At 60.5% G+C, this 22,203-nt stretch carries 16 protein-coding genes; all 16 read left to right on the top strand.

Translation table 11 applies throughout. The annotated features are described in order from the left end of the window. Positions 1 to 157: 157 nt before the first annotated feature. The 16 genes from B7Y64_RS14135 to B7Y64_RS14060 all read left to right on the top strand — a co-directional run bounded on the left by B7Y64_RS14135 (position 158) and on the right by B7Y64_RS14060 (position 22,173). Positions 158 to 1,408, top strand: coding sequence for a site-specific integrase (locus tag B7Y64_RS14135; RefSeq protein WP_235516236.1), 1,251 nt, complete (start codon positions 158 to 160; stop codon positions 1,406 to 1,408). Next, positions 1,405 to 2,406: a tyrosine-type recombinase/integrase gene (locus tag B7Y64_RS14130; protein WP_092699375.1), complete on the top strand. Its 1,002-nt coding sequence runs from the start codon at positions 1,405 to 1,407 to the stop codon at positions 2,404 to 2,406. The genes B7Y64_RS14135 and B7Y64_RS14130 overlap by 4 nt, the downstream gene beginning before the upstream one ends. Then, positions 2,399 to 3,409, top strand: coding sequence for a tyrosine-type recombinase/integrase (locus tag B7Y64_RS14125; RefSeq protein WP_291329194.1), 1,011 nt, complete (start codon positions 2,399 to 2,401; stop codon positions 3,407 to 3,409). Before B7Y64_RS14130 ends, B7Y64_RS14125 begins: the two co-directional genes overlap by 8 nt. Positions 3,410 to 3,917: 508 nt before the next feature. After that, entirely contained in the window at positions 3,918 to 5,450 is a 1,533-nt protein-coding gene (locus B7Y64_RS14120; protein ID WP_114655577.1) for an RNA repair transcriptional activator RtcR family protein, read from the top strand. A 415-nt stretch (positions 5,451 to 5,865) separates the two neighbouring features. Beyond that, positions 5,866 to 6,363: a TIR domain-containing protein gene (locus B7Y64_RS14115; RefSeq protein WP_114655578.1), complete on the top strand. Its 498-nt coding sequence runs from the start codon at positions 5,866 to 5,868 to the stop codon at positions 6,361 to 6,363. 30 nt (positions 6,364 to 6,393) lie between these two features. After that, on the top strand, positions 6,394 to 7,836 hold the full coding sequence (locus B7Y64_RS14110; RefSeq protein ID WP_114655579.1) for an SIR2 family protein: 1,443 nt from the start codon (positions 6,394 to 6,396) through the stop codon (positions 7,834 to 7,836). Positions 7,837 to 8,010: 174 nt separating this feature from the next. Beyond that, positions 8,011 to 8,805: a VWA domain-containing protein gene (locus B7Y64_RS14105; RefSeq protein WP_291324711.1), complete on the top strand. Its 795-nt coding sequence runs from the start codon at positions 8,011 to 8,013 to the stop codon at positions 8,803 to 8,805. After that, entirely contained in the window at positions 8,806 to 9,510 is a 705-nt protein-coding gene (locus tag B7Y64_RS14100; protein WP_114655581.1) for a PP2C family serine/threonine-protein phosphatase, read from the top strand. It abuts the gene before it with no gap. 1 nt (position 9,511) lies between these two features. After that, the gene (locus tag B7Y64_RS14095; RefSeq protein ID WP_291324712.1) at positions 9,512 to 10,942 is read left to right on the top strand and encodes a lipopolysaccharide kinase InaA family protein; all 1,431 of its coding nucleotides are present in this window, start codon (positions 9,512 to 9,514) and stop codon (positions 10,940 to 10,942) included. Between the two features lie 4 nt (positions 10,943 to 10,946). Continuing rightward, on the top strand, positions 10,947 to 14,282 hold the full coding sequence (locus B7Y64_RS14090) for an AAA domain-containing protein (protein ID WP_161555632.1): 3,336 nt from the start codon (positions 10,947 to 10,949) through the stop codon (positions 14,280 to 14,282). Further along, positions 14,275 to 15,696 carry a hypothetical protein gene (locus tag B7Y64_RS14085; protein WP_147277639.1) on the top strand — a complete coding sequence of 474 codons (1,422 nt, stop codon included), beginning with the start codon at positions 14,275 to 14,277 and terminating at the stop codon, positions 15,694 to 15,696. The genes B7Y64_RS14090 and B7Y64_RS14085 overlap by 8 nt, the downstream gene beginning before the upstream one ends. A 10-nt stretch (positions 15,697 to 15,706) precedes the next feature. Next, positions 15,707 to 18,124, top strand: coding sequence for an AAA family ATPase (locus tag B7Y64_RS14080; RefSeq protein WP_114655585.1), 2,418 nt, complete (start codon positions 15,707 to 15,709; stop codon positions 18,122 to 18,124). Between the two features lie 335 nt (positions 18,125 to 18,459). Next, complete coding sequence (locus tag B7Y64_RS14075; RefSeq protein WP_291324713.1) at positions 18,460 to 19,665, top strand: hypothetical protein; 1,206 nt, start codon at positions 18,460 to 18,462, stop codon at positions 19,663 to 19,665. A gap of 41 nt (positions 19,666 to 19,706) precedes the next feature. Next, a complete protein-coding gene (locus B7Y64_RS14070) occupies positions 19,707 to 20,150 on the top strand; it encodes a transposase (RefSeq protein ID WP_008903080.1) in 444 nt (147 codons plus the stop codon). Further along, complete coding sequence (tnpB, locus tag B7Y64_RS14065; RefSeq protein ID WP_008903079.1) at positions 20,126 to 20,476, top strand: IS66 family insertion sequence element accessory protein TnpB; 351 nt, start codon at positions 20,126 to 20,128, stop codon at positions 20,474 to 20,476. The genes B7Y64_RS14070 and tnpB overlap by 25 nt, the downstream gene beginning before the upstream one ends. 101 nt (positions 20,477 to 20,577) lie before the next feature. Continuing rightward, complete coding sequence (locus B7Y64_RS14060) at positions 20,578 to 22,173, top strand: IS66 family transposase (RefSeq protein WP_082759088.1); 1,596 nt, start codon at positions 20,578 to 20,580, stop codon at positions 22,171 to 22,173. The last annotated feature ends 30 nt before the right edge of the window (positions 22,174 to 22,203 follow it).

The raw sequence follows: 22,203 nt of genomic DNA, 5'->3' as shown, positions 1-22,203 counted from the left end.
GCAGCGTTATGCACAGCACGCAGTTATGGACAGTTGGCCAGTCTGAACGCGCCAGAGGCTGTGATCGCCCTGGTAGATCGCAAGGAGGCGGTGCCGTTGAACTGGACATAAGTTCGCAGTCGGCGCATGAATGGTGATCTCACAACTGGAGATCACCATGGACTTGATTCTTTCGATGCACCCGATGGCCAGGGCATGGCTGCTCGATGGCCCGCTGTCTTCATACGTCGGGGCGTTCCAGGCATTGCTGGAGCGCGGCCGGTACGCCGAAGGCAGCTCGGAGACTGCCCTTCGTGCCTGGTCGCACTTTGCCCACTGGATGGCGAAGTGCCAGGTATCTGCCGAACAGATCGACGAAGCCCTCGTCGAGCAGTTTCTGGATTCGCATCTGCCGCGCTGCGACTGCCATCCCGCGGCTCTGCGTACACGCAGCGGCTTGAGCGCCAGTCTCGGACACCTGCTCGCCTTGTTGCGGGAACAGCATGTCATCGTGGAACTGCCAGGCCCCAGCGGTCCCATTGCAGAAGAACTGAACCGTTACAACGTCCACATGCGCGACGCCCGCGGCCTGGCGATAGGCACGCGCGAGGATCGGCTGGTACTCGTAGGTCGTCTGCTGCAATGCAAGTTCGCGGGCAAGGCCATCGCCATCGGCGAGTTGCAGCCGGAAGACGTTCGCGGCTTCATCGCAACCGAGCTCACGCGGGTCAGCAGCGGGTCGCATTCCAGCGCGGTCACTGCTGCGCTGCGGGCCTACTTCCGATACCGCGGGACCTGCGGTGACGCAGTGAACAGCCTGCTCGGCGCTATCTCGTCGCCGGTGCGATGGAGCCAAGCATCGTTGCCGCGCGCGCTGACGACCGAGGAGGTCCAGCGCCTCGAAGCGCATTGCGCCGAGGCCAAGCGGGCTCCGCTGCGCCTGCTGGCCATGGTGCGCCTGGCCTTGGATCTCGGACTGCGCGTGGGCGAGATCGCCAAGCTGGAGATCGGCGACTTCGATTGGCGTGCCGGAACGGTGACCTTGAAGCGAACAAAGTCCCAGCGCCAGGATGTCCTACCGCTGCCGGTGCTCACCGGGCAGGCTCTGGCGGAGTACATGAGACACGAGCGGCCCGCAACCACGCTGCCATCGCTGTTCGTCCGTCGGTTGGCGCCACACGACAAGCCCATCGGCGTCGATGCAGTGAGCCAGGCAATCGGGCGTGCCCTGCGAGGTGCCGGCATCTCACGCGGTTGCCATTCGTTGCGTCACACGCTGGCCTGTCGCCTGGTCAACAGCGGCAGTTCGATCAAGGAGGTCGCCGATGTGCTTCGGCATCGATCGCTGGACACCTCGTTGATCTACGCCAAGCTCGACTTGCAACTGCTTGCCGAGGTCGCTCTGCCTTGGCCTGGGAGTGCATCATGAGCGCCGCAGCATCGGCGAACATCGACCTCACCGCCAAGGTGGAGCAATACCTGGCTGAACGCCTGCGCCTCGGGTTCAAGCCGTGCTCCTCTGATCTCGCTGTGCGCAGCTTCACTCGCTTCATGGTCGGAGAGGGACGCGACATCGCGTTGACGGTAGACGTGATGGTCCAGTGGGCGCACCAGGTACAGCCTCGGTATCTCGTGGGCGGCCGGGCCAATGTCGACACGGCAGCGCGCCGACTGGCAACGCTGCGCCCCTTCATGCGCTGGCTCCAGCAGTTCGATCCGACTGTCGAAGTTCCTGACGATTCCAGCTTCGGTCCGATCCCGCGCCGCGTGGCGCCTCACATCTACAGCGAAGCCGAGATCGCGGCATTGATCGTCGCTGCCCGCCGACTCGGCCCCTCGGATGGCCTTCGTGCCACCACCTATGCAACGCTGTTCGGTCTGATCGCATCGGCCGGGCTTCGGGTCTCTGAAGCGATCAACCTGGCCGACTCGGATGCAGATCTGGACGGCGGCATCCTGACCATACAGCAGACCAAGTTTGGCAAGTCCCGCATGGTGCCGCTGCACCCCAGCGTGATCGGTCCGATGGCAGCCTACCGGGCCTTGCGCCGCCAGTACGTGCCTGCGAAGCCGCAGATGACATTCTTCGTGGGCTCGCGTGGCGTGCACCGGGGTGAACCGCTGGGAGATCGGCAGGTGCATCGAGTGTTCTGTCAGCTGCGCGAGCAATTGGGTTGGATCGATCGCGGCGGCCATGGCCGACCGCGGGTGCATGACCTGCGCCATAGCTTCGCCGTGAGACGGATGATCCTGTGGCACCAGCAGGGAGCGAACCTTGACCAACGAATGCTGGCCCTGTCCACGTACATGGGCCACATCAATATCTCCAGCACGTACTGGTACCTGAGCGGCGTGCCGGAGTTGATGGCGTTGGCCGGCGCTCGATTCGAACGCTTCGCCGACGTCGCGGAGAACGACGATGAGTAGTTCTGAACACCGCAAGCCCGCTCCGCCGAGCTTCGCGACGCTGGTCCAGTCCTTCTTCGCCGAGCACCTGACGCAGCAGCGCGCGTTGAGCCCGCAGACCGTTGCGGCCTATCGGGACGCGTTCGTGCTGTTCCTGGACTTCGCCCAGGCGCAACTGCACAAGACGCCCACGACGCTGTCGCTCGCCGACCTGACGCCCGCGCTGATCCTGGACTTCCTCGATCATCTCGAACGCGATCGGCACAACACCGTTCGCAGCCGCAATGCGCGACTGGCCGCGCTGCGCTCGTTCCTGAAGTTCGCGGCCCGGCGAGACGTGACGGCACTTCAGGTCGTCGAGCAGGCGCTCGGCGTGCCGATGAAGCGCTTCGAGCGGCCGATGTTCGAGTTCCTGACACGCGAGGAGATGCTGGCCGTGATCGGCGCGCCAGGAGCGGATTGGATGGGCCAGCGAGACAAGCTGCTGCTGGCCCTGCTGTACAACACCGGTGCCCGCGTGTCGGAGGCAATCGGCGTAAAAGTGGGCGACGTCGTGCTGGCACCCGCCGCCTGCGTGCATCTGCATGGCAAGGGACGCAAGCAGCGGTCGGTGCCGCTCTGGCGATCGACGGTCAAGGTGATCCGCGCCTGGCTGAAGTTCAACCCGGACCTGACTCCCACGTCGGCGCTGCTGCCCAACCGTGGCGGACAGGCGATGACGCGGTCCAACGTGACGCAGCGCCTGGCATTGGCCGTCAAGAAAGCCGCGCTCACGACCCCGAGCCTGGCCGGGAGAACGATCTCTCCACACTGCCTGCGTCACTCGACCGCTATGCACCTTCTGCAGTCGGGCGTGGACATCAGCGTGATCGCTCTGTGGCTCGGACACGAGAGTCCGGCGACAACGCATCAGTACATAGAGGCCGATCTCGCCATGAAGGAAAAGGCACTGGCCAGGCTTCAGGATCCCAATGTGGTCCCACAGCGGTTCCGGGCAGAAGACGATCTGTTGAAGTTCCCGTGAAGTTCAAAGACGCGACCGCAGCCCTCTTGCGAGGGCGGCGACGCCGCGCTGCCGGACCAACTGTGCATAACTGCGTGCTGTGCATAACGCTGCTTATGGAGAGCTCTCCATAAGCAGCGAAAGCCGTCATCGACTCCTCGTTCTTGGGTGCGCACTAACGGACAGAAAGCAGACGCTCGAATAAATAGCGCGCGCTGTTGGTGGCGATATGCTCCTTCTATGGCGTGCTCGAGAACGTGGCAGTGCGTCAGGTTTGACAGGGAGAATCGGACTCTTCTCGGCAGAGCCGGCCGCCCCGCATCTTCAAGAGGGCGCGGAAAACAGCTTGCTTGGTGCAAACCTTGCGCTTACCTGACTCAGGCCGAATCGGGTCGGTTTGCTTTGTGAAATGCGATCTTCCCTCCGAGATGCTGGCGGTAAAGTACGTACTAGGGATGTTTGTGCAGATCCCTTGGATGCATGTCTGCAATATTTTTTGCGGAAATGTTGAAATGTTTATCATCGCTTAGTGACTTACAAGCGATGGCTCATTTCCTGGATCGGCAACGCGGACCACGTAGCTGCGGAAGCTGGGTCCGCAGCCGGCTTTGGCCCAGTTGCGACGGCCTTGTTGAGCTCAGAGAAGTTTGATCGAGTCTACCTGCTTACCAACTACGGGCATGAACGCAGCTCCGCCTACTGCGCGTGGCTTGAGCAACGATGCGGTTACGAGGGTGCCGACGTCGATCTTCAGGAGATCGACCTTCGCAGTCCAATCGACTACGCGTCGATCTACAACGAGGTAAGCAAGCACCTCAAGGACCTTGGCTTGCCTCGGCAAGACGTAGAACTCACATTGCACTTGAGCCCCGGTACCCCTGCCATGGCTGCGATCTGGATCATGCTGGCGAAGACTCGCTTCCCGGCCAAGTTGATCCAGACATCGAAGGAGCATGGTCTGGAATCGGTTGATTTCCCGTTCGATCTGGCGAGTGACTTCCTTCCCGAGTTCCTGCAGCGCAGTGCGGACCGGATCGAGCGCCTGGCCCAAGGGCCGACGGAGGGCGCACCGCAGTTCAGCAAGATCCTGCACTGCAGCGACTCTGTGCGCCGACAGGTACAGCTTGCCCGCCGTATCGCAGCCCACGATGTTCCAGTCCTGGTCCTAGGCGAGACTGGCACTGGCAAGGAACTCTTTGCAGAAGCCATTTGCGCGGCTAGCGAGCGGGCTGGGAAGCCCTTCGTTGCGGTGAACTGCGGAGCCATCGCGCCCGAGCTGGCTAACTCCGAGCTCTTCGGTCATGTGAAGGGGGCTTTCACAGGGGCGGTTGTTGCTCGCAAAGGGCATTTCCAGGAGGCCCATGGCGGGACCTTGTTCCTCGATGAGGTTGGCGACCTCCCCCTCGAAACTCAAGTGCGGCTTCTCCGCGCTTTGCAGGCAAAAGAGGTCATGCCGCTTGGAGACTCAAAAGCAGTCAAGGTTGATGTGCGTATCATCGCCGCGACACACCGTGACTTGGCGGCGGATGTCACCACGGGCCGCTTCCGAGAAGATCTGTTCCACCGGCTGGCCGTGGGGATTCTTCGCCTTCCGCCACTTCGGGAACGCGATGGCGATATTGACTTGCTCGCAGACGCATTCCTGGCCCAGATCAATGCGGACGCGCGCGGCAAGCCGGAAACACAAGAGAAGAAAATTTCCGCGAGTGCAAAAAAGCTTCTTGTCCTTCATCCTTGGCCGGGAAACATCCGCGAGCTATATCACACCCTACTGCGGGCCGCGATCTGGTCTCCTGGGCCAGTTATTCAGGCCGAGGACATAACGGGCGCCTTGCTCCAAGTCCAGCCGGCCGACCAAAGCCCCTTCAGCAGGCCGTTGACGCAAGACTTTGATTTGCAAGGACTTTTGGACGAAGTCTCGCGCAGCTACATTACCAAAGCACTTAAACAATCGGGTGACCGCAAGATCGCTGCATCCAAGATGTTGGGGTTCGCCAATCATCAAACGCTGGGCAACTGGATTAAGCGCCTGGGACTCGAAGCGCAGGAACAACAAGACTAGAGGAGGCTGGCACGGCTTTCGTAGAACAAGAGGCATGAATGCCACGAGAGCCAGCCAGATGTCGATGCAAGACATCAAATCGCTGAACTTCGAACCGATGCGCGCGGCATATCCGGAACTTGCCAACATGGTCGGGTATTTCTTCGGCACGACGGGCGATTGAATGGCAACTCCTCGTGGATCGCTGATGCCCATGCGCCAAAGAAAAGAGCGGTAAGAATTTTTTCGTGAATGCAATATTTATTATTGAAGTCTCATATTTCCAGGTTGGTTTTCTCTCTAAGTTGTTGATTTATAAAGGGTCTTGTAGGTGGCACGGTGTTCGCAGTATGTGAAGTGAAGGCGGTCCCGCGGTGGGGCTGCCGAGATCAACGTGATCAACTAGGTGGTCGCGTACACCCCCAAAGGAACAGCCATGGCACGCAAAGTTTTCTACAGCTTTCACTACAACCCGGATAACTGGCGCGCGTCCCAAGTGCGCAATATCGGCGCAATCGAGGGCAACCAGCCCGCGAAGGACAACGACTGGGAAACCATCACGAAGGGTGGCGACAAAGCCATCGAGAAGTGGATTGCCGACCAGATGAGTGGTCGCAGCTGCGTCGTGGTTCTCATCGGTGCGGGAACCGCTAACCGGAAGTGGATCAACCACGAGATCGCCAAGGGCTGGAACGACGGCAAGGGCGTGTTGGGAATTTACGTCCACAACCTCAAGAACAGCGAGGGCAAGACGAGTTCGAAAGGTTCGAACCCATTCGATCACGTCACGCTCAAGGCAAGTGGTGCAAAGTTGTCGACGATCGTGCAGGCCTATGACCCGCCGAGCTCCAGCAGCACGGATGTCTACGCCCACATCAAAAATAACCTGGAATCCTGGATCGAGGCGGCGATCGCGATCAGGGCGAAGTATTGAGTGGCAGTGAAGACTCGGGAGGATGAATAGATGGCCGTCGTAACGATCGAGAAGTTCATTGAGGACTTCACCAAAGAACTGCGCGAGAGAAACGTCGCCATCTTGGCCGGTGCCGGCATGTCAGTCGACGCCGGATTCGTTAACTGGAAAGGCCTGCTGAAGCCACTTGCCGATGAGCTCAAGCTGGACTTGGAGCGGGAGCACGACCTCGTCAAGATTGCGCAGTACCACGTGAACCATCACGGGAGCAATCGAAACGACCTCACGAACGCCATCCTGAACGGCTTCTCCAGCAAACAGACCAAGGTCACGGAAAACCACCGCATCTTGGCGCGACTGCCTATCGAGACGTATTGGACGACCAACTACGACACCACTATCGAGGACGCCTTGCGGGCGTCGGGCAAAAGTCCTGATGTGAAGCACGATCCAAAGCAGTTGCTGCAGACGCTGCACGGCAGGAGTGCCATTGTCTACAAGATGCATGGCGACGTGGCGCATGCGAACGATGCGGTACTGTGCAAGGCTGACTACGAGACCTACCATCTCTCGCGCGCAGACTTCCTCACGGCTTTGGCTGGGGACCTGCTTTCCAAGATGTTTCTGTTCATCGGGTTCAGCTTCTCGGACCCGAACCTGGACTATGTTCTGGGCCGCCTCCACACCCGACATGGGAACCACTTGCGCAAGCACTACTGCTTTGTACGCAGAGAGAAAAGAGAGACCACCGACAAGGAGGGCGACTTCGAGTACCGCAATGCGAAGCAGGAATACTTCATCTGCGACCTCCAGCGGTACAACATCAGAGCGGTGCTCGTTGATGAGTATGCCGAGATACCTACCGTCCTACGTCGGGTGGAAGCTCGGTATAAGTCCAAGACGATCTTTGTTTCGGGTGCTGCCCACACTTACGGCGAAAAGATCACCAGCGATCAGGCTCTCGGTTTCGTTCACAAGCTCAGTAAGAGCCTGGTGAAGGAGAAGTTCCGCCTCGTGACAGGCCTGGGGCTCGGAATTGGCAGCACCGTCGTGGACGGTGCTCTGCAACAGATCTACTGGGAGGAACGACGCACCATTGCCGATGAGCTTGTCATCCGCCCATTTCCGCAATCGAGCGAGGGGCAAAAGCTGTGGCGAGCGTACCGGGAAGATCTGCTTGAGTTCGCGGGACTCGCCGTGTTCATGTTCGGCAACAAGATCGCTGGCAATCCACTTGCGGTGGTTCCGTCCAATGGCATGGTGGAGGAGTTCAACATTGCCGTGAGCAAAGGCCTGCGAGTGTTGCCGCTCGGCTTCACGGGCTTTGTCGCCATGGATCTGTGGAAGCAAGTCAAAGCTGACTTTGGCCGCTTCTATCCGGGCGCAAGTACCCGATTCAAGGCCTTGTTCGAGCAGCTTGGCGACGACGAAATCGACCTTGAGCTTCAGGCGAGCGCCGTGGTTGAGGCACTGCAGATCCTGCAACAGATGTAGCGGTGCACCACTATGCGTATGGCACGACTCGTCGAACTCAATCCGAAAGTCCAACAGCATGCCTGCCGCAACGTCATGCTGTTCGGTCACAAGATGCCTCGAAGGACCATTCATCTCGTCGCACGATCAGCGCCGAGTGCAGACTGACAAACACCAAACAAGGGAGTTGAAAACATGGCACTTGCCAAATTTCGCGAAGACATCGTGTCTCGCTTCCACCAGGCCACTGTGATTCGTGCGAAGGAGCATGATGCATTGCTGACGCCTGAAGCTGAACCCAAGGGGGCGCCCACCAAGCTGAAAGGTTTTGCCGCGCCGCAATCGCGTCCGCTGCCGGTTATCGTGCTGGCCGACATTAGCGGCAGCATGTCGGTCAACGGCAAGATCGATGCATTGAACGAGGCGCTCAAGACCATGATCTTGAGCTTTGGTCGGGAGAGTCGCCTGCGTGCGGAGATCCAAGTGGGCCTGATCACGTTCGGGGGCGATGCCGCTAAAGCGCATGTGCCTTTGGTAGGCGCCCACCGAATTGAGGGTGTGGAGGTCTTGGTCGCACAAGGTCGCACCCCCATGGGCTCAGCGTTCGCCATGGCGCGCCAATGGCTGGAAGACAAGGAATTGGTGCCATCCCGGGCCTACAGGCCAGTCTTGGTGCTTGTATCCGACGGAGAGCCCACGGACGACTGGCAAGAGCCTTTGGCGGCCCTGAAGGCCAGCGAACGGGGCCAGAAGGCCACACGTTTCGCGATGGCGATCGGTGCAGACGCTGACCGAGCCATGTTGCGCCAGTTCACCAACGATCTTGAAGCGCCAGTGTTTGAGGCCGATGGCGTGCGGGACATCGTCAAGTTCTTCCGGGCGGTCACGATGAGCGTAATGGCACGGTCCACCAGTGGATCGCCCAATACGGCACAACCCCTCGGTATGAGTGATGACCTTGAGGACGACCTCGATCTGGACGCACTCTGAATGCTGAGCGCCGTCGGTACGTCGGTGATCGGTCCGTCCCATGCCGAAGCCGGAGAGCAGTGCCAAGATGCCAGCGGGGTCAGGGGCTGGCGTGGCGGGTGGATCGCGTGCGTAGCCGACGGCTTGGGTAGTCGTATCCAAAGTGGCAAGGGCGCACATTGCGCGGTTCGCATCGCCATGGACCTGCTTTGGAATGAGCTGGACCACCAACAGGAGATGCGAGACCTGGCGACGCGCATCTACCGCGCTTGGCTGCAGGCGGTTGGTCGGGATCGTGCAGACGAGGCGGCCACGACGCTGTTGATGGCCGCGTGCAACGCAAACGGCCATGTGCGCACCTGGCAGTTGGGCGACGGCATGGTGTTGATCCGATCCCACGGACAGGTGCGAGTCTTGACCCCCCCGAGGAGTGGCTTCGGCAATGAGACGCGTGCTTTGGGCATCGACCGGGCGTGGAGCGCTTGGTCGACGCATGAGTTTGAGCTGTCTCGGCCGGGGGATCAGGTGATCCTCATGACCGACGGGATTGCAGACGATCTGGACGGACGAGCACTGCATGCGTTTCCAGAGGCGCTGTACCGCCGTATTTCAGGCCTGAGCCGCAAGAGGTCGCGGCGCTGGCTGACACACGAACTGACCCACTGGGCCACGCCCGGCCACTCTGACGACAAGAGCCTGGCGCTGATATTAAAGAAGGGGAGATGACATGGCAAACGCTGAGCGTGAACCGCCTCAAGTGCGGACGGCGCGCGAACAAAAAGTCTTCGATGACCGCGGAGGAGAGTACACCTTAGGCGAGCGCCTCTCAAGGGGAGGACAGGGGACCGTCGTCCGCATCAAGGGCAACGCTCGGCAGATCGTGAAGTTGGCGAATGCCAAGGCCGACGACCAAGCAACGGTGGCGTGGGCCCGTCAACTGGATCGGATCCGCTACCTGCCGATCCAGGACATGGGTCTTCCCGTGGTGATGCCATTGGCGTACATCAGCAAGCCAAGGCCGGGATACGTCATGGAGCTGATGGATGGTTTGGTTCCCCTCGAGTCGATCATGACGGAGTTCGACGAGGCCATGCGTGAAGGGCGTGAGCTGCAAGGCTTCGTTCAGTCTGGAGGGCTGGCGCGGCGCCTCGCCCTGCTGGCGCGGCTGGCCAGGGTGCTTGCAGCACTGCATGGGCTGGGTATCGCGCATGGCGATCTTTCGCCCAGGAACGTGTTTGTTTCTAGCACCCACGCCCATTCGCAGGTATGGCTCATCGACGTGGACAATCTTAGCTACGCAGTGCGCGACAGCAGCCTGCAGATTTACACGCCTGACTACGGCGCCCCCGAGCTATTGCGTGGTGACTTGGGTGTCAGCACCTACACGGACATCTGGAGTTTTGCGGTTATTGCCTTCCAGCTGCTGACCCACTTGCATCCCATCAAGAGCGGGATGCTTGTCGATGGCGATGCCGAGCTGGAAGCCGATGCGTTGAAGGGCGCGCATCCATGGATCGATCACTCCGACGACGATCAGAATCGGGCAGAGTCCGGTTTGGACCGCGAGTTGGTGTGCACGCCGGAATTACGGCGCTTGTTTGATCAGTGCTTCCGCCAAGGGCTGAACGAGCCGGGTGAACGCCCGGTTATGGCGGAGTGGGCAGAAGCCTTCGAGTCGGCAGCAGCGATACAGGTGCGGTGCGACCACGACGAACGCTGCTGTGGCGGTTCTTTCTATTGGAACTCTGCGCGTCACTGCCCCTTCTGTGAACAGATTGCGCCAGAAGACCATCAGCTCCTGCTGCGGCACTTCGTCGTGGCCGCCAAAGACGATCTGCCCGACAACGCGAAACCGGCGGACCGACTGATTGAGTCTGGCTGGCGCCAGGTGCTCAATGTCGGGCGTGGTGAGCTGCGACTGGCACCGCCGGGCAGTTCACGTCACTCCGACGCGGTTCCGTTCCTCGGACTCGGCCTTGCAGGACGGCAACTCTCTCTGATTCCCATCGGCAACCTGCCCCTTTCGCTCCAGTGGCGTGGTGCTCGACTGGCTGAGCCGCTGCGCGCGCGTCATGATCTTCCGCGCAGTGGGCGGACATACCTTATCCATGTGGGCGACCGTCGCGCAACGCATGACGCATGGCGCTTCGAGTGGTGATCCGATGAAGCTGAACGAATCACCATTTCTATCCTCCGAAGTCCTGACCGCAAAGGTCAACGACGGTTCGACACTCAGCACGTCCTGGGTGAGGGGGGGGGGCGTTCTGTTGAGCTCGGAAGCCGATGCCTGGATCCTGACGCAGGGACAAAACCTGACGTACCTGGAGCTTACTTCCGGCTCGAAGGACCTGGATCAACGTGCCACCAATCCCGAGATCCGATGGGTGTTGCAGGACGCTCGACCGGGGCGGGTCAGTCTTCGTTACTTCACACCGCAAAAGACGCTGGCGCTCCCCCAGTTGGACATCCTCATCGATACCCGTGCCGTCGACCAGATGCGGCAGTCCGGTCGCATCGATACGGATGACATCACCATTGCAGCAGCCTGGCTGCGCGAGGAATTCGTCTGCGACGATCCTACGGACAACTCGTCCATGGTTTTCCTTGCGATCTACGGAGCGGACCGGAAGGGGCAAGTCCAGCTCGTTGGTCGTCGAATGGCTTTGGATCTTCGCGAGGACGACCAAGGAGCGCTCTGGTTCGAGCGGCTAGCGCGACGTCCCAGGGCCGTGGAGCAACCTTTCACGTTGATGCTGGGAGACATACGCATCTTGGACGCTGCAGCCAATGTGAAGCCTGTAGGCGTCGGCCAGACCGATAAGTTGCGGGCTGCGGCCACGACGCCAGGCGGCTACCTGGACCTGTGGCGCCTCTACGGCCAGCGTGAGTGGGAGCGGACGCTTCGAAAGGGCGCACAAGTCCAAGCGCTGCAGTACACGCGTGTTACACCTGTCAGTGCCGAGGGGGGCGGTTGGATCCTTCAGGGAGATCCGATCGCATTGCAGGAGTTCATGAAGCGATGGCTCGAGGAAACCGATGGCTCGGAGCTGGCGGAAGTTGGCGCAACGCCGCCGGACTGGAGCGCCGAGCGTGATCTGGAAGCACCTGTGGCCAGAGGGCGAGCGGCGATCAAGGGAGGTATCTACCAGGGCACTGATGGACTCGTTCTCAAGACCGACGACCGCGAGCCACCTTGCCCTGGCTACGTGTATCTTTCCTTGGCAGGGCACCGCACGCAGCATCTCCGGCGGATTCGTGCACGTCAAAGCATTGAAGGCGGATATGGGGTACCAGGTCTGAGCGCGCTGCTCCTGGATATTCCTCTTCCTCGCGTCCGAGCTTCGCGCCTGCCGCCGCTCACACGCCATGTTCGTGAGACCTTTTATCGGGGGAGCCCGACTGATCGACAGATTGAAGCCTTGGACGTGGCCTTGAACACGCCCGATGTGGCGTTGATCATCGGCCCACCGGGGACTGGCAAGACCCAGGTGATTGCAGCTTTAGAGCAGCGTCTGTCAGAGTTGAACGAAGGACAGGTGATCGCCCAGGAAGTGCTGATCTCAAGCTTTCAGCACGACGCCGTTGAAAACGCGCTTGGAAGAACCCGAGTCTATGGGCTGCCGGCGATCAAGATCGGTGGACGGCGAGATCAATCTGGGGAGGATCCTCTGGGTGCGTGGATGCACGAACACGAGACCCGGGTCAGCGGAGTCTTGTCTGAGCTGAAGGCGGCGCACCCAAAATACCAGGCCTTCTCTGACTCACAGACCCTTACGCGCAACCTGCTCATGCTCGGTTCCCCTCCAGAGCGTCGCAAGCAGGATCTGGACACTTTGATCGAACGGCTGGACGAGGTGGAGCGGCATGGCCATGTTCGCGTCGGCTTCCAATGGCGACAACGGTGGAGCAGCGTGCGAAATGCCGGGTATGGATCTGGTGGCGCTTCGATCGTCCCCCCTGAGAGGCGCCTAGGGCTACGCCGTACGGTGCGCTCGCTGAGAACCGAGGCCGTGTCCTTCCTAGATGATGGACCCGAGCGCGCGTCGAGCTTGCTCAACAGGGTGTCTGGATATCAAGGCTGGCTACAGCCCGAGGACCAGGAAACGCTGGAAAGAGCTGAGCTCGCGAATGAACCCGACGAGACGCTGCTGCTTGCGCTGGAACAGCTGCAAATGCGGTTGCTCGACCGACTGAGTGAAGAGCGAAGGTCGTTGGCTCAGCGCAACCGGCTTCCGGACGATATGCGCGACTTGTTGAGGGAGCTTCAAACACTGCTTGCGGAAGCGGTGGTCAACTCCGAGTGGGGCTCGATCGTAGCCGTTGAACGGTACCAGGAAGCCTTTGAAGTCCAGGAGCGCCGTGTTCGGCAAGCGGTGGAGACCTACAGCAGCGTCGTCGGTGCAACCTGCCAGCAGGCGGTGAGCCGCCAGATGGCGCTGCTCAAGGATGGCAGCGAGGATGCCATCGCTGGCCTCCGCTTCGGGAGTGTGGTTGTTGACGAAGCTGCTCGTGCCAATCCACTGGATTTGTTCATCCCTATGGCGCTGGCCCGGCGTCGCATCGTGCTGGTTGGCGATCCAAGGCAGCTCCCACATCTGTTGGACCCCGAGATTGAGGACGAGATTCGCTCAGAACGTGGTGAACAGGTAGCAAGTTCAACCTACCAACAAAGCCTCTTCGAGAGACTGTGGCGGCAGTTCGAGCGCCGTAAGGCCATTGATGGGATCAACCGCGTGGTGATGCTGGATCAGCAGTTTCGCATGCACCCTCGCCTGGGCGATTTTGTCAGCAAGCACTTCTATGAGAAGGCCGGGCTCGGGCGAGTCCATTCCGGAAGGGCCGAGGCGGACTTCACACTTTCCATTCCAGGCTTCGGGAATGCCGTGGCTGCATGGGTGGATGTCCCCGCGAAAGATGGTCCGGAAGGTCGCCCACACCCTGGGAGTCGCACACGTGTTCGGGATGCTGAAGCCAAGCGGATTACGCTACTGGTAAAGATCCTAATCGACCAATTACCTGCAGATGCCAGCATCGGGGTAATCACCTTCTATTCAGGTCAGCGTGATGCCATTTGCAAAGCCCTGGGCAGTGGCCAGCAGCCGGTGATGGAGCTGGTGGATGGTGCCTGGCGCGCCCGTGAACCCTTTGCCCAACTCCCGGGCGGCGGCGAGCGACTTCGTGTCGGCACTGTCGATGCGTTTCAGGGCAAAGAGTTTGATGTCGTATTGCTCTCGGCCGTCCGTTCGAACGAGCGACAAGTCGAGATTCCTGCGTCTGAAGCCGAGGGTTCTGAGCGCGACCGTTTCGAGGTCCAGGCCAGTGGTCGATATGGCCACCTTCGGACTTCGAACCGACTCAATGTGGCTATGAGTCGCCAGAAGCGAATTCTCATCGCGGTGGGCGACCGGGCCATGTTCGAGGGGCACATCGCTGAGGCATGCGTTCCAGAGATGCACGCGTTTCTGGCGTTCTGTGGCGAGGAGGCGCGTCGTGGCTGAAACCTACCTTTGCTGGGGGCGTCGGGCCGGAGCGCGACGTGCGGATCTACTCTGGCCGGTTGAAATTCACGCTGTCCAAGTGCCTGCCTTCGGGTTGGAGGTCAACCTGTTCCAGGAGGTGGTGCTTCGATTGCTGCAGACGGGTGTCAAGGATCTTGATGCCATTGCCAAGCTTTCGGCCTTGGATCGGCAATTGGTTGCGTTCATCTTGGCAAAGGAGCTGCAGCCGAGGCGTTGGGTCGATCAGCGGTTCGAACTGACAAAGGATGGCGTTGCCGCTTTGGAGGGCCGGGCCTCTTCTACTGGCGCAGAGCGGGTGATGTTCGCGTTCTGGGATCTGGTGTCTGCTCGCTGGATGCCATTCTTGAGCGAAAGGCCTCCTGAGGTGTTCCCGATTGACGAGAGTTCTCCGCGTCCGCGCTTTTTGGTAGATCGTGACTCCGGGCGACAAGTTTCCCCGTTCATTCTGCGCCGACCAAAGGGTGAGATTACAGCTCAGAGAGAAACGCTTGCCCCAGCGCTGAAACAGTTCCAGCGCGAGCGTGCGCGTGCTGAGGACGACGAAACACCAGGTGATTTTGCGACGCTTCAGTTCCTCGACGATGCCCCACAGTTTGGGCGCGTGTGGTTGCAGGCATTCGCTGTCGATGGCGACCTTCACCCTTGGCTGGTTTCGAATCCGTTCCGACCTGATCGCCCCGATAGGACGATGCGCGAGGCGCTGACACGGTTGGTGCAAGCAGATTCCAGGTTGGAGGATTGGCTGAGCCAGCGACTCTTTCTTCGGCCAGATACTGCATGCGAACAGGATGAGGCGCTGTCGGCAACCTTGCGCTTGGAGGCTGAAGTGTCAGAGCTCATCCCGCCGAGCCACGACCCCGCGGTGGAACTGGTAAGGGAGTACACGGCACGGGTCTTGAGGCTGGCGCAGCGTTTGCGGAACGATGCAGTTCCTCTGCCCGAAGACCTGTCCAGCGCAGTGGTTCACAGCGGCAGTTGCCTTGAGGCCTTGCTGCAATGGATGTTGCTGAGGTGGCCGGCGGATGCTGCACAGTGGCCAGAGCGATGGGGGCGGAGGGAACTGAAAGCCTGGTTCGCAGACTTGCCGCTTGCTGAACCACTGAGCACATCCTGTGTTCGCGCGCTGGAGGCGCAGTCGAGCAAAACGGTTCTGCAAGCGGCTTCCGAGCGCAATCAGCCGATGAAGGCTTTGCTGGTCGCAGCACTTTTGTCCACCCATGAGCACGAGTCACACCCGCTGCGGCTGGCCCCGATCAATGCCCTGGATTGGACATTGATCGGCCAGCGCAACAAGGGAGGGCACGCCACGACGTTCCGCCTCCGGCGTGACCCAGTACTAGATTTCGCAGAGATGGCCCTTCGCTGGGTCGCACTCTTCAACAGTCACTATTGATTTCAACAAGATGGCGAAGAAACAAAAAAATATCTCCCAAGGACGACTGGGGACACCAGTTGTGTCGGCACCAAGTGGTGTGCTTGCGCGCTTGTTGGCAACGCAGCAGGGTGCCAGCACCGCGCTGGGAGACCAGGCCGTGGCCTGGAATGAGGCTGAAGTTTCGGCACTCCGCGATTTGCTTACTCCGGAACATCGGGCACGCTTCGACTCCGTCATCGAGACCCAGCTGTGCGCGCTGGGCGCGGCGATGCATAAGGCACGTGAGGCAGCGTCGGCTCGCGAGGCACAAGCAGCTACGAAGCTGCAGGACTTGGACCAACGAGATCGTGATCAGAGTGCTGCACTGGATGCTGAAAGAGCCATGCTGGCTGGGGAGAAGGAGTCTCTGGAAGCAAGCCGGGTGGAGATCGATCGACTCCAGGCGAGCTTGCAGCTTCGTGAGCAGCAGGTCGAGGAAAAGGAGCGTGCGCTCGCGAAATTGCAACTTCGACTCGCCGAACAAGAGGATCTGATTCGCAAAGGGTTGGTGCAAGAGGAAATTGCCATGCTCCGATCGGCCAAGGAGCAGTTGGCGTCATTGCGCGATGAGCGGGACAGATTGCAACTGTCCAACGAGGACGAACGTGCACAGCTGATGGAGGCCGCTCGCCGTGAATCCGCGCTGATTGTCGATCAGGGACTTTCGCTGAAGGCTCACTGGGAGGGGCTAATCGCTGCAGTTGGTGCGCGGGACGCGGAGCTGGAGAAAAAAGAGTCGCTCATGACGGAGCGCGAGAAGCGCTTACAAGCCCGGCGCCAGTCGCTTACGAGCGAGGTCCAGGAGCGCGTTGACGAGATGGTGTCGGCCAGTCACGTAGACAAGAATCGGCTGCAAGGCCAGATCGATCAGGCTGGTGCAGAGATCCAGCGTTTGGAATCCGAATTGAGCGATGTTCGAGACGCACAACGACGCGCAGGAGGAGACCCGACCCGCCTTGCGAACGAGGTGCGAAGTCTGCAGGCCCAACTGGATCAGCGTGACGAAGAGTTGCAGCAGCTACGCGCATCGCTTGAGCGCGGGGATCCCGCGGCGCTGAAGAAGCGCGTCGAAGAACTGGAAGGGCGTTTGGCCCAAAGGCAAAGCCTGCTCACCGTGCTTGAGGCTGAGAAGCATCGTTGGGAGCTTTCTGTAGGTGAGCGGCAGACATGGGAGCGTACCCGCTTGGTGATGGAGAGCAGTCGCCGCCTATTGGACGAGCAAGTTCAGCAGCTTCAAAGCCAGGTCAATGACCTGACCAATCGACAACAGGCGGCATCAATCTTTCCTGAACTGGATCGCATGGATCGGGAATTCACTGTTCCTGTCCACACGGAGCCCGTTCGTGATCTGAAGAAATTTACCGTTGACCTGCGCAATGCGATGTCGCACGCGGGTGAGCGCGGGGTGCTGAAGTTCCGCGAAAGAGACATTCAACTCTTCGTCGGAGGGTTGGCTATGAGCCAGCTGCACATCCTTCAGGGCATCAGCGGTACCGGCAAGACAAGCCTAGCGACAGCCTTCGCAAAGGCTATTGGCGCCGAGTTGACGGTGATTGCCGTTCAGGCTGGTTGGCGTGAGCGCGCGGACTTGCTTGGCTACTTCAACGCCTTCGATCGAAAGTTCTATGAGCTCAAGACGCTGCAAGCGGTGTACCGGGCACAAACCCAGCAAGACAAGAATAGGCTGCACGTCGTGCTTCTGGATGAGATGAATCTGTCCAGACCCGAACAGTACTTCGCCGACTTCCTATCCGCGCTGGAGGGGGAAGGCGTGGCGCGAAACATCCGGCTCGTGGACAACCGCATTGAGAACGCTCCTCGGGCTTTGATCGATGGTCGTGACTTGGCGCTGCCGCAGAATGTATGGTTCATTGGAACGGCCAATCAGGATGAAACCACGAATGCCTTTGCGGACAAGACCTACGACAGGTCATTCGTAATGGAAGTCCATCGACCTGGTAGCGATATCGCTGATGCGGTGCAACCGTCAAAAAGTAGGACTGTGTCTGTCGGCAGCCTACTGGACGCGTTTGACGAGGCTGCGCGGGCGGGAGAGAAGCACACACACGGCCAGCTAGAGAAGCTCAACCAGAGCAGCCTCGCTCGAACCTTGGCGAACGAGTTCGCGGCTGGATGGGGATCGCGTCTGGAACGTCAGTGGCAGCGTTTTGTTCCCGTTGTCATCGCGGCCGGCGGTGATGAGGAGATGGCCGTTGATCATCTACTGCTCACTCGTGTGATCCGTGATGGCAAGGTGACCGGCCGGCATAACGTCACCGCGCGACAACTCCATCAGGTTGAAGACGACTTGAAAGAGTTGTGGCTGGAGTTGGGGCTGGCTAGAGAGCCTAGGAACTGTCTGGATGCGCTGCAGCGGGACAAGCGGCGTCTGGAGAGTGGTGGGTGAAAGTCTACGATCTGGTCACGGGGGAGAAGGTAGATCTACCTTCGACTGGGATCCAAAGTGGACGCTACCGATTGACCCAGAATTGCGTCCTAAATGGAGAGGTGAAACTCTCTCGGGGCACGGTCCTCTGGCGATCCGGGGAAGGCTCTGCTTCGCTGACATCAGAAGACCAACCTGACATCAGGGTGCCTGTCCGATTTACCTACTCGCCTTTGAAGTCAGTGTCGCGCAGCGTTGTGGATCTGTCCATTGCGGCGGTGGTCGATGGGTGGTCTGTTGACGGAAATTTACGCGACCTGCCCTCTCCGATACTGCCTTCAGTGCTCCGAGAGCACATGGAGATGATGCGTCCCGAGCCTGATCTGGAGCAGGCTCTAGCTTCGGGACAGTGGGACGAAGTATCTGTCCGGCCAAGGCTCGATATGCACTATGTGCCCGAGACACTTCCGGTGGCGCGTGCCAAGCGGGTACAGGCGTCAGCGGTGGAACACCTTTCCCAGCACTCAGAACTCTGGGCAAGACGCAGCATCAGCGGCGTCATTCCCGCCAAGGTGTTGGCGAGGGTTTCCGAGGATGACCATGCTATCTACGAGAACATCGTTTTTGCGCGCCTGCTGGATGGTTGTGCGCGCTGGTTGGACGGACGCATCTCAGAGGTTCGCGCGATCAAAGATGGTCAGCGCATCGCCATGCAGTTGGAAAAGGGCGATGAAAGGCACCGACTCCTTACAAGTCGCATTTGTGCACTGTGGGGCAGGGCGTGGTTCAGCGAGGCCGAAGACAGCCATGCGACGCTTGACACCCTTGACCGGCTGGAGCGGATGAGAGCCCACGTTGAGCGGCTTCGGCGTTCGGGGGTCTATACGCGCATTCCCCGCTCGGCCAGAGTGCCGATTGCGCTGCGGCCCACCAACATATTCCAGTATGACAAGCGATACAGAGAGCTGCGGCCGTTTTGGGATGCGCTGGTTAACGCTAGGGCGAGGGAGAAGATCAGCGAGTCTGTGCGTTATGAGGTTCTCGCGGCGAGGCAGGCCGCCTTCCTTCGCTATGTGCTCCTTCTGATTTTGTACGCGCTTCGCGATATGGGGGCCACCGAGGTCGGCAGTTCCGGCCGGCAACACCGCGTTGGCCCATGGGATCTTGAGATCGACGCCGAGCGCCCTGGCGAGGTCCGGATCATGATTCGTTCTCGCGGAAAGTTGCTGCAGGAAAGAGCGCTGGTCCTGCTTCTGACCAAGGAGGACGAGGTGGTGTGTCGCGACCCGAATCGTTCGCTGTTCTATGCAGAGGACTTAATGGCTGGGGGCTCGATCACAGACGAAGATCAAGATCCAAGAGTCTTAAATCCGTTCAAGTTCTTCGCTGTTGAACGCGTCCGGCAGGTCTTGGAGCATGACTTCTGCCGCATCTTTTTGGCTCAGTACCCGTCTGCTGCCGACCGGGTGCCAGCCGGTATTCGCGACAAGTTGAGCGGTTTGGCCGGATTCGTTTTCAAACGTAAGCGATCCGCCAACTACGTCTTCCCACAGAGCGTCTGAGAGGGGAAGCTACGTGTCCATGTAGAACAAGGTGGACACGTATGTCAGAGATCGATGCAGAGGTGGTGAGGCGCCTGGTCACGGGGCGCAAGAACGATGGACGTGCCGTGTACGACCCGCAGGCCAAGGCCGAGGTGGTGCGGGCGTGCCTGCAGCCGGATGTGTCGGTGGCGCGCATGGCGCTGCAATGCGGCATCAACGCCAACTTGCTGCGCCGCTGGATCACCCAGAGCATGGGCTCGGACCTGAAGGCAAGTCGTGCCAACCTGCCGACCGTGGCCATGGCCAGCACCAGTGCTTTTGTGCCGTTGCGGCTGGCGGCCCCCGAGGCATCTCCCGTCACCGCCGCTGAGGTCAAGACACGCCTGCACGCCCGACTGCCCAATGGGGTGGAGATCGACCTCAGCGATGCAGACCCGGGTGGGTTGCTGCCCGTCCTTGAACTTCTGGGGCGCCTGCCATGTTCCGGCTCGACGACACGCTGACGGTGTACCTGCACCGCCCGGCCATCGACTTCCGAATGGGCATCAACGGTTTGGCCATCCTGGTGGAGCAAGCCCTGGGCATGAACCCGTTCGCGGCGGCGGTGTATGTGTTCAGCAACCGCCAGCGCAACCGGGTGAAGATCCTGGTCTGGGAGCGCAACGGCTTCTGGTTGTTGATGAAGCGCCTGGAGCAAGACCGCTTCATCTGGCCGGACGAGGCGGTGGTGCCGACGCTGACGGTGGAACAACTGCACTGGTTGCTTGATGGCATTGATCTGGCGGTCACACAGCGACACCCACAGCGGTTCTACGAGCGCGTTGCGTGAGGCTGGTGCTGCCGAAATGAGCAATGCCACTGCTGAGAATATTTGCCGCAAAATCCCCAGCACAAGGAACCGCCTGAGCGACAAGCAGATCGAAGCAGGCGATGGTTCACATGCCCACCGCCGAAGAATTTGCAGCCTTGCAAAAGGCGCTGGCCCAGGCCAGCCAGACCAGCGAATCACTCGCTGGTGAGCTGCGCATCACGCGCGCCGAGCGCGACCTGCTCAAGGAGCAGCTCAACAAATTCAAGCGCCAGTTGTTCGCCGCCAAGAGCGAGGCCAGCGCAGGCCACCAGAAGGACATGTTCTTCAACGAGGCCGAGGCGCTCGGCTCGGCAACCCAGCCGGCCCAGGAAGAAACCGAGGCCGACGACAACACTGTCGAGGTTCCCGCTCACAAACGGACCAAGCGCGGGCGCAAGCCGCTGGACCCAGCCCTGCCGCGCGAGGTGGTGCGCCACGAACTGCCCGAATCCGAGCGTGTCTGTCCTCACGACGGTGCCGTGCTGCGGGAGATTGGCGTGGAGGCCAGCGAGCAGCTCGACATCATTCCGCAACAAGTGCGCGTGATCCGCCACGAGCGGGTCAAGTACGCCTGCCCGTGCTGCGATGGCACGCTGCGCCTGGCGGCCAAGCCCGAGCAAGTCATCCCCAAGGGGCTGTTCAGCGAAGGCCTGCTGGCCTGGGTGATCACTTCCAAGTATGTGGACGGCCTGCCGCTGTACCGCCAGGCGGCCTTGCTGGGGCGCTTCGGAGGCCGCGACCTCTCGCGCAACACCATGGCCGCCAGCGTGGTGCGGGTGGGCCAGGCGGTGCAGCCCGTCATCAACCTGCTGCGCGACCGGGTGCTGGACGCCCCGCTGATCTTCGGTGACGAGACCGAGATTCAGGTGCTCAAGGAGGCCGGTCGCAGCGCCCAGTCCAAGAGCTACATGTGGGCGCAGATGACCGATGGTTCAGGCGCCAGCGGCACAGGTCCGCCCATACGCCTGTTCGCCTACTCACCCTCACGCAGCACAGAGGCGGCGCAGCTTCTGTACGTCGGTGCGCGCGAGGGCGGCGTGCTGATGACCGACGGCTACGAGGTCTACAACAAGATCGCCTTGGCGAACAAGCTCGTGCAAATCGGGTGTTGGGCACATTGCCGGCGTTACTTCAATGACGCGCTGCAGGCCTTGCCCAAAGCCAACCGGGGGGCTGAGCAATTGGCGGCCAGGTTCATCGCGCTGATCGGCAAGCTCTACCGCGTGGAGGCCCTGGCCAAAGAGCAAGGGCTGGATGCGAATGCGCTGCTGCATAGCCGCCAAGCCAACAGTGTGCCCGTGCTGCAAGAGATCCAGGCCTTGCTGCTGGCCAACGTTCATGCGGTGCTGCCAGGCAGTTTGCTGGGCAAGGCGCTGCACTACCTGTCCTCGCAGTGGGCCAAGCTGGAGCGCTTCGTCACCAGCGGCAACTACCCGATAGACAACAACGGCTGCGAGAATTCGATCCGCCCGTTTGTCATCGGAAGACGCAACTGGCTCTTCGCCGACACCGTGGCCGGCGCCAACGCGAGCGCCAACCTGTACTCGTTGCTGGAGACCTGCAAGGTCAACGGCGTTGATGGGTACCAGTACCTGCGCTCGCTGCTAGTGGCACTTCCACGGGCCAGGACCGTCGATGACTACGAGGCCTTGCTGCCCTGGCGACTGGCGCGGTGATCCACCGCCTGACAGTTCGAGGCGCGAGAT

Origin of the sequence: Acidovorax sp. 35-64-16 (genome assembly GCF_002281195.1) — a bacterium.
GTDB lineage: Bacteria > Pseudomonadota > Gammaproteobacteria > Burkholderiales > Burkholderiaceae_C > Acidovorax > Acidovorax defluvii.
The sequence above is the reverse complement of the archived record's forward strand: the minus strand, read 5'-3'. Positions and strand labels throughout refer to the sequence as shown.

Excerpts from the sequence above, each read along its gene's own strand:
- B7Y64_RS14135 (WP_235516236.1), top strand. The coding sequence starts at position 158 with ATGGACTTGATTCTTTCGATGCACCCGATGGCCAGGGCATGGCTGCTC.
- B7Y64_RS14130 (WP_092699375.1), top strand. The coding sequence starts at position 1,405 with ATGAGCGCCGCAGCATCGGCGAACATCGACCTCACCGCCAAGGTGGAG.
- B7Y64_RS14125 (WP_291329194.1), top strand. The coding sequence starts at position 2,399 with ATGAGTAGTTCTGAACACCGCAAGCCCGCTCCGCCGAGCTTCGCGACG.
- B7Y64_RS14115 (WP_114655578.1), top strand. The coding sequence starts at position 5,866 with ATGGCACGCAAAGTTTTCTACAGCTTTCACTACAACCCGGATAACTGG.
- B7Y64_RS14110 (WP_114655579.1), top strand. The coding sequence starts at position 6,394 with ATGGCCGTCGTAACGATCGAGAAGTTCATTGAGGACTTCACCAAAGAA.
- B7Y64_RS14105 (WP_291324711.1), top strand. The coding sequence starts at position 8,011 with ATGGCACTTGCCAAATTTCGCGAAGACATCGTGTCTCGCTTCCACCAG.
- B7Y64_RS14100 (WP_114655581.1), top strand. The coding sequence starts at position 8,806 with ATGCTGAGCGCCGTCGGTACGTCGGTGATCGGTCCGTCCCATGCCGAA.
- B7Y64_RS14095 (WP_291324712.1), top strand. The coding sequence starts at position 9,512 with ATGGCAAACGCTGAGCGTGAACCGCCTCAAGTGCGGACGGCGCGCGAA.
- B7Y64_RS14090 (WP_161555632.1), top strand. The coding sequence starts at position 10,947 with ATGAAGCTGAACGAATCACCATTTCTATCCTCCGAAGTCCTGACCGCA.
- B7Y64_RS14080 (WP_114655585.1), top strand. The coding sequence starts at position 15,707 with ATGGCGAAGAAACAAAAAAATATCTCCCAAGGACGACTGGGGACACCA.
- B7Y64_RS14075 (WP_291324713.1), top strand. The coding sequence starts at position 18,460 with ATGGAGATGATGCGTCCCGAGCCTGATCTGGAGCAGGCTCTAGCTTCG.
- B7Y64_RS14070 (WP_008903080.1), top strand. The coding sequence starts at position 19,707 with ATGTCAGAGATCGATGCAGAGGTGGTGAGGCGCCTGGTCACGGGGCGC.
- tnpB (WP_008903079.1), top strand. The coding sequence starts at position 20,126 with ATGTTCCGGCTCGACGACACGCTGACGGTGTACCTGCACCGCCCGGCC.
- B7Y64_RS14060 (WP_082759088.1), top strand. The coding sequence starts at position 20,578 with ATGGTTCACATGCCCACCGCCGAAGAATTTGCAGCCTTGCAAAAGGCG.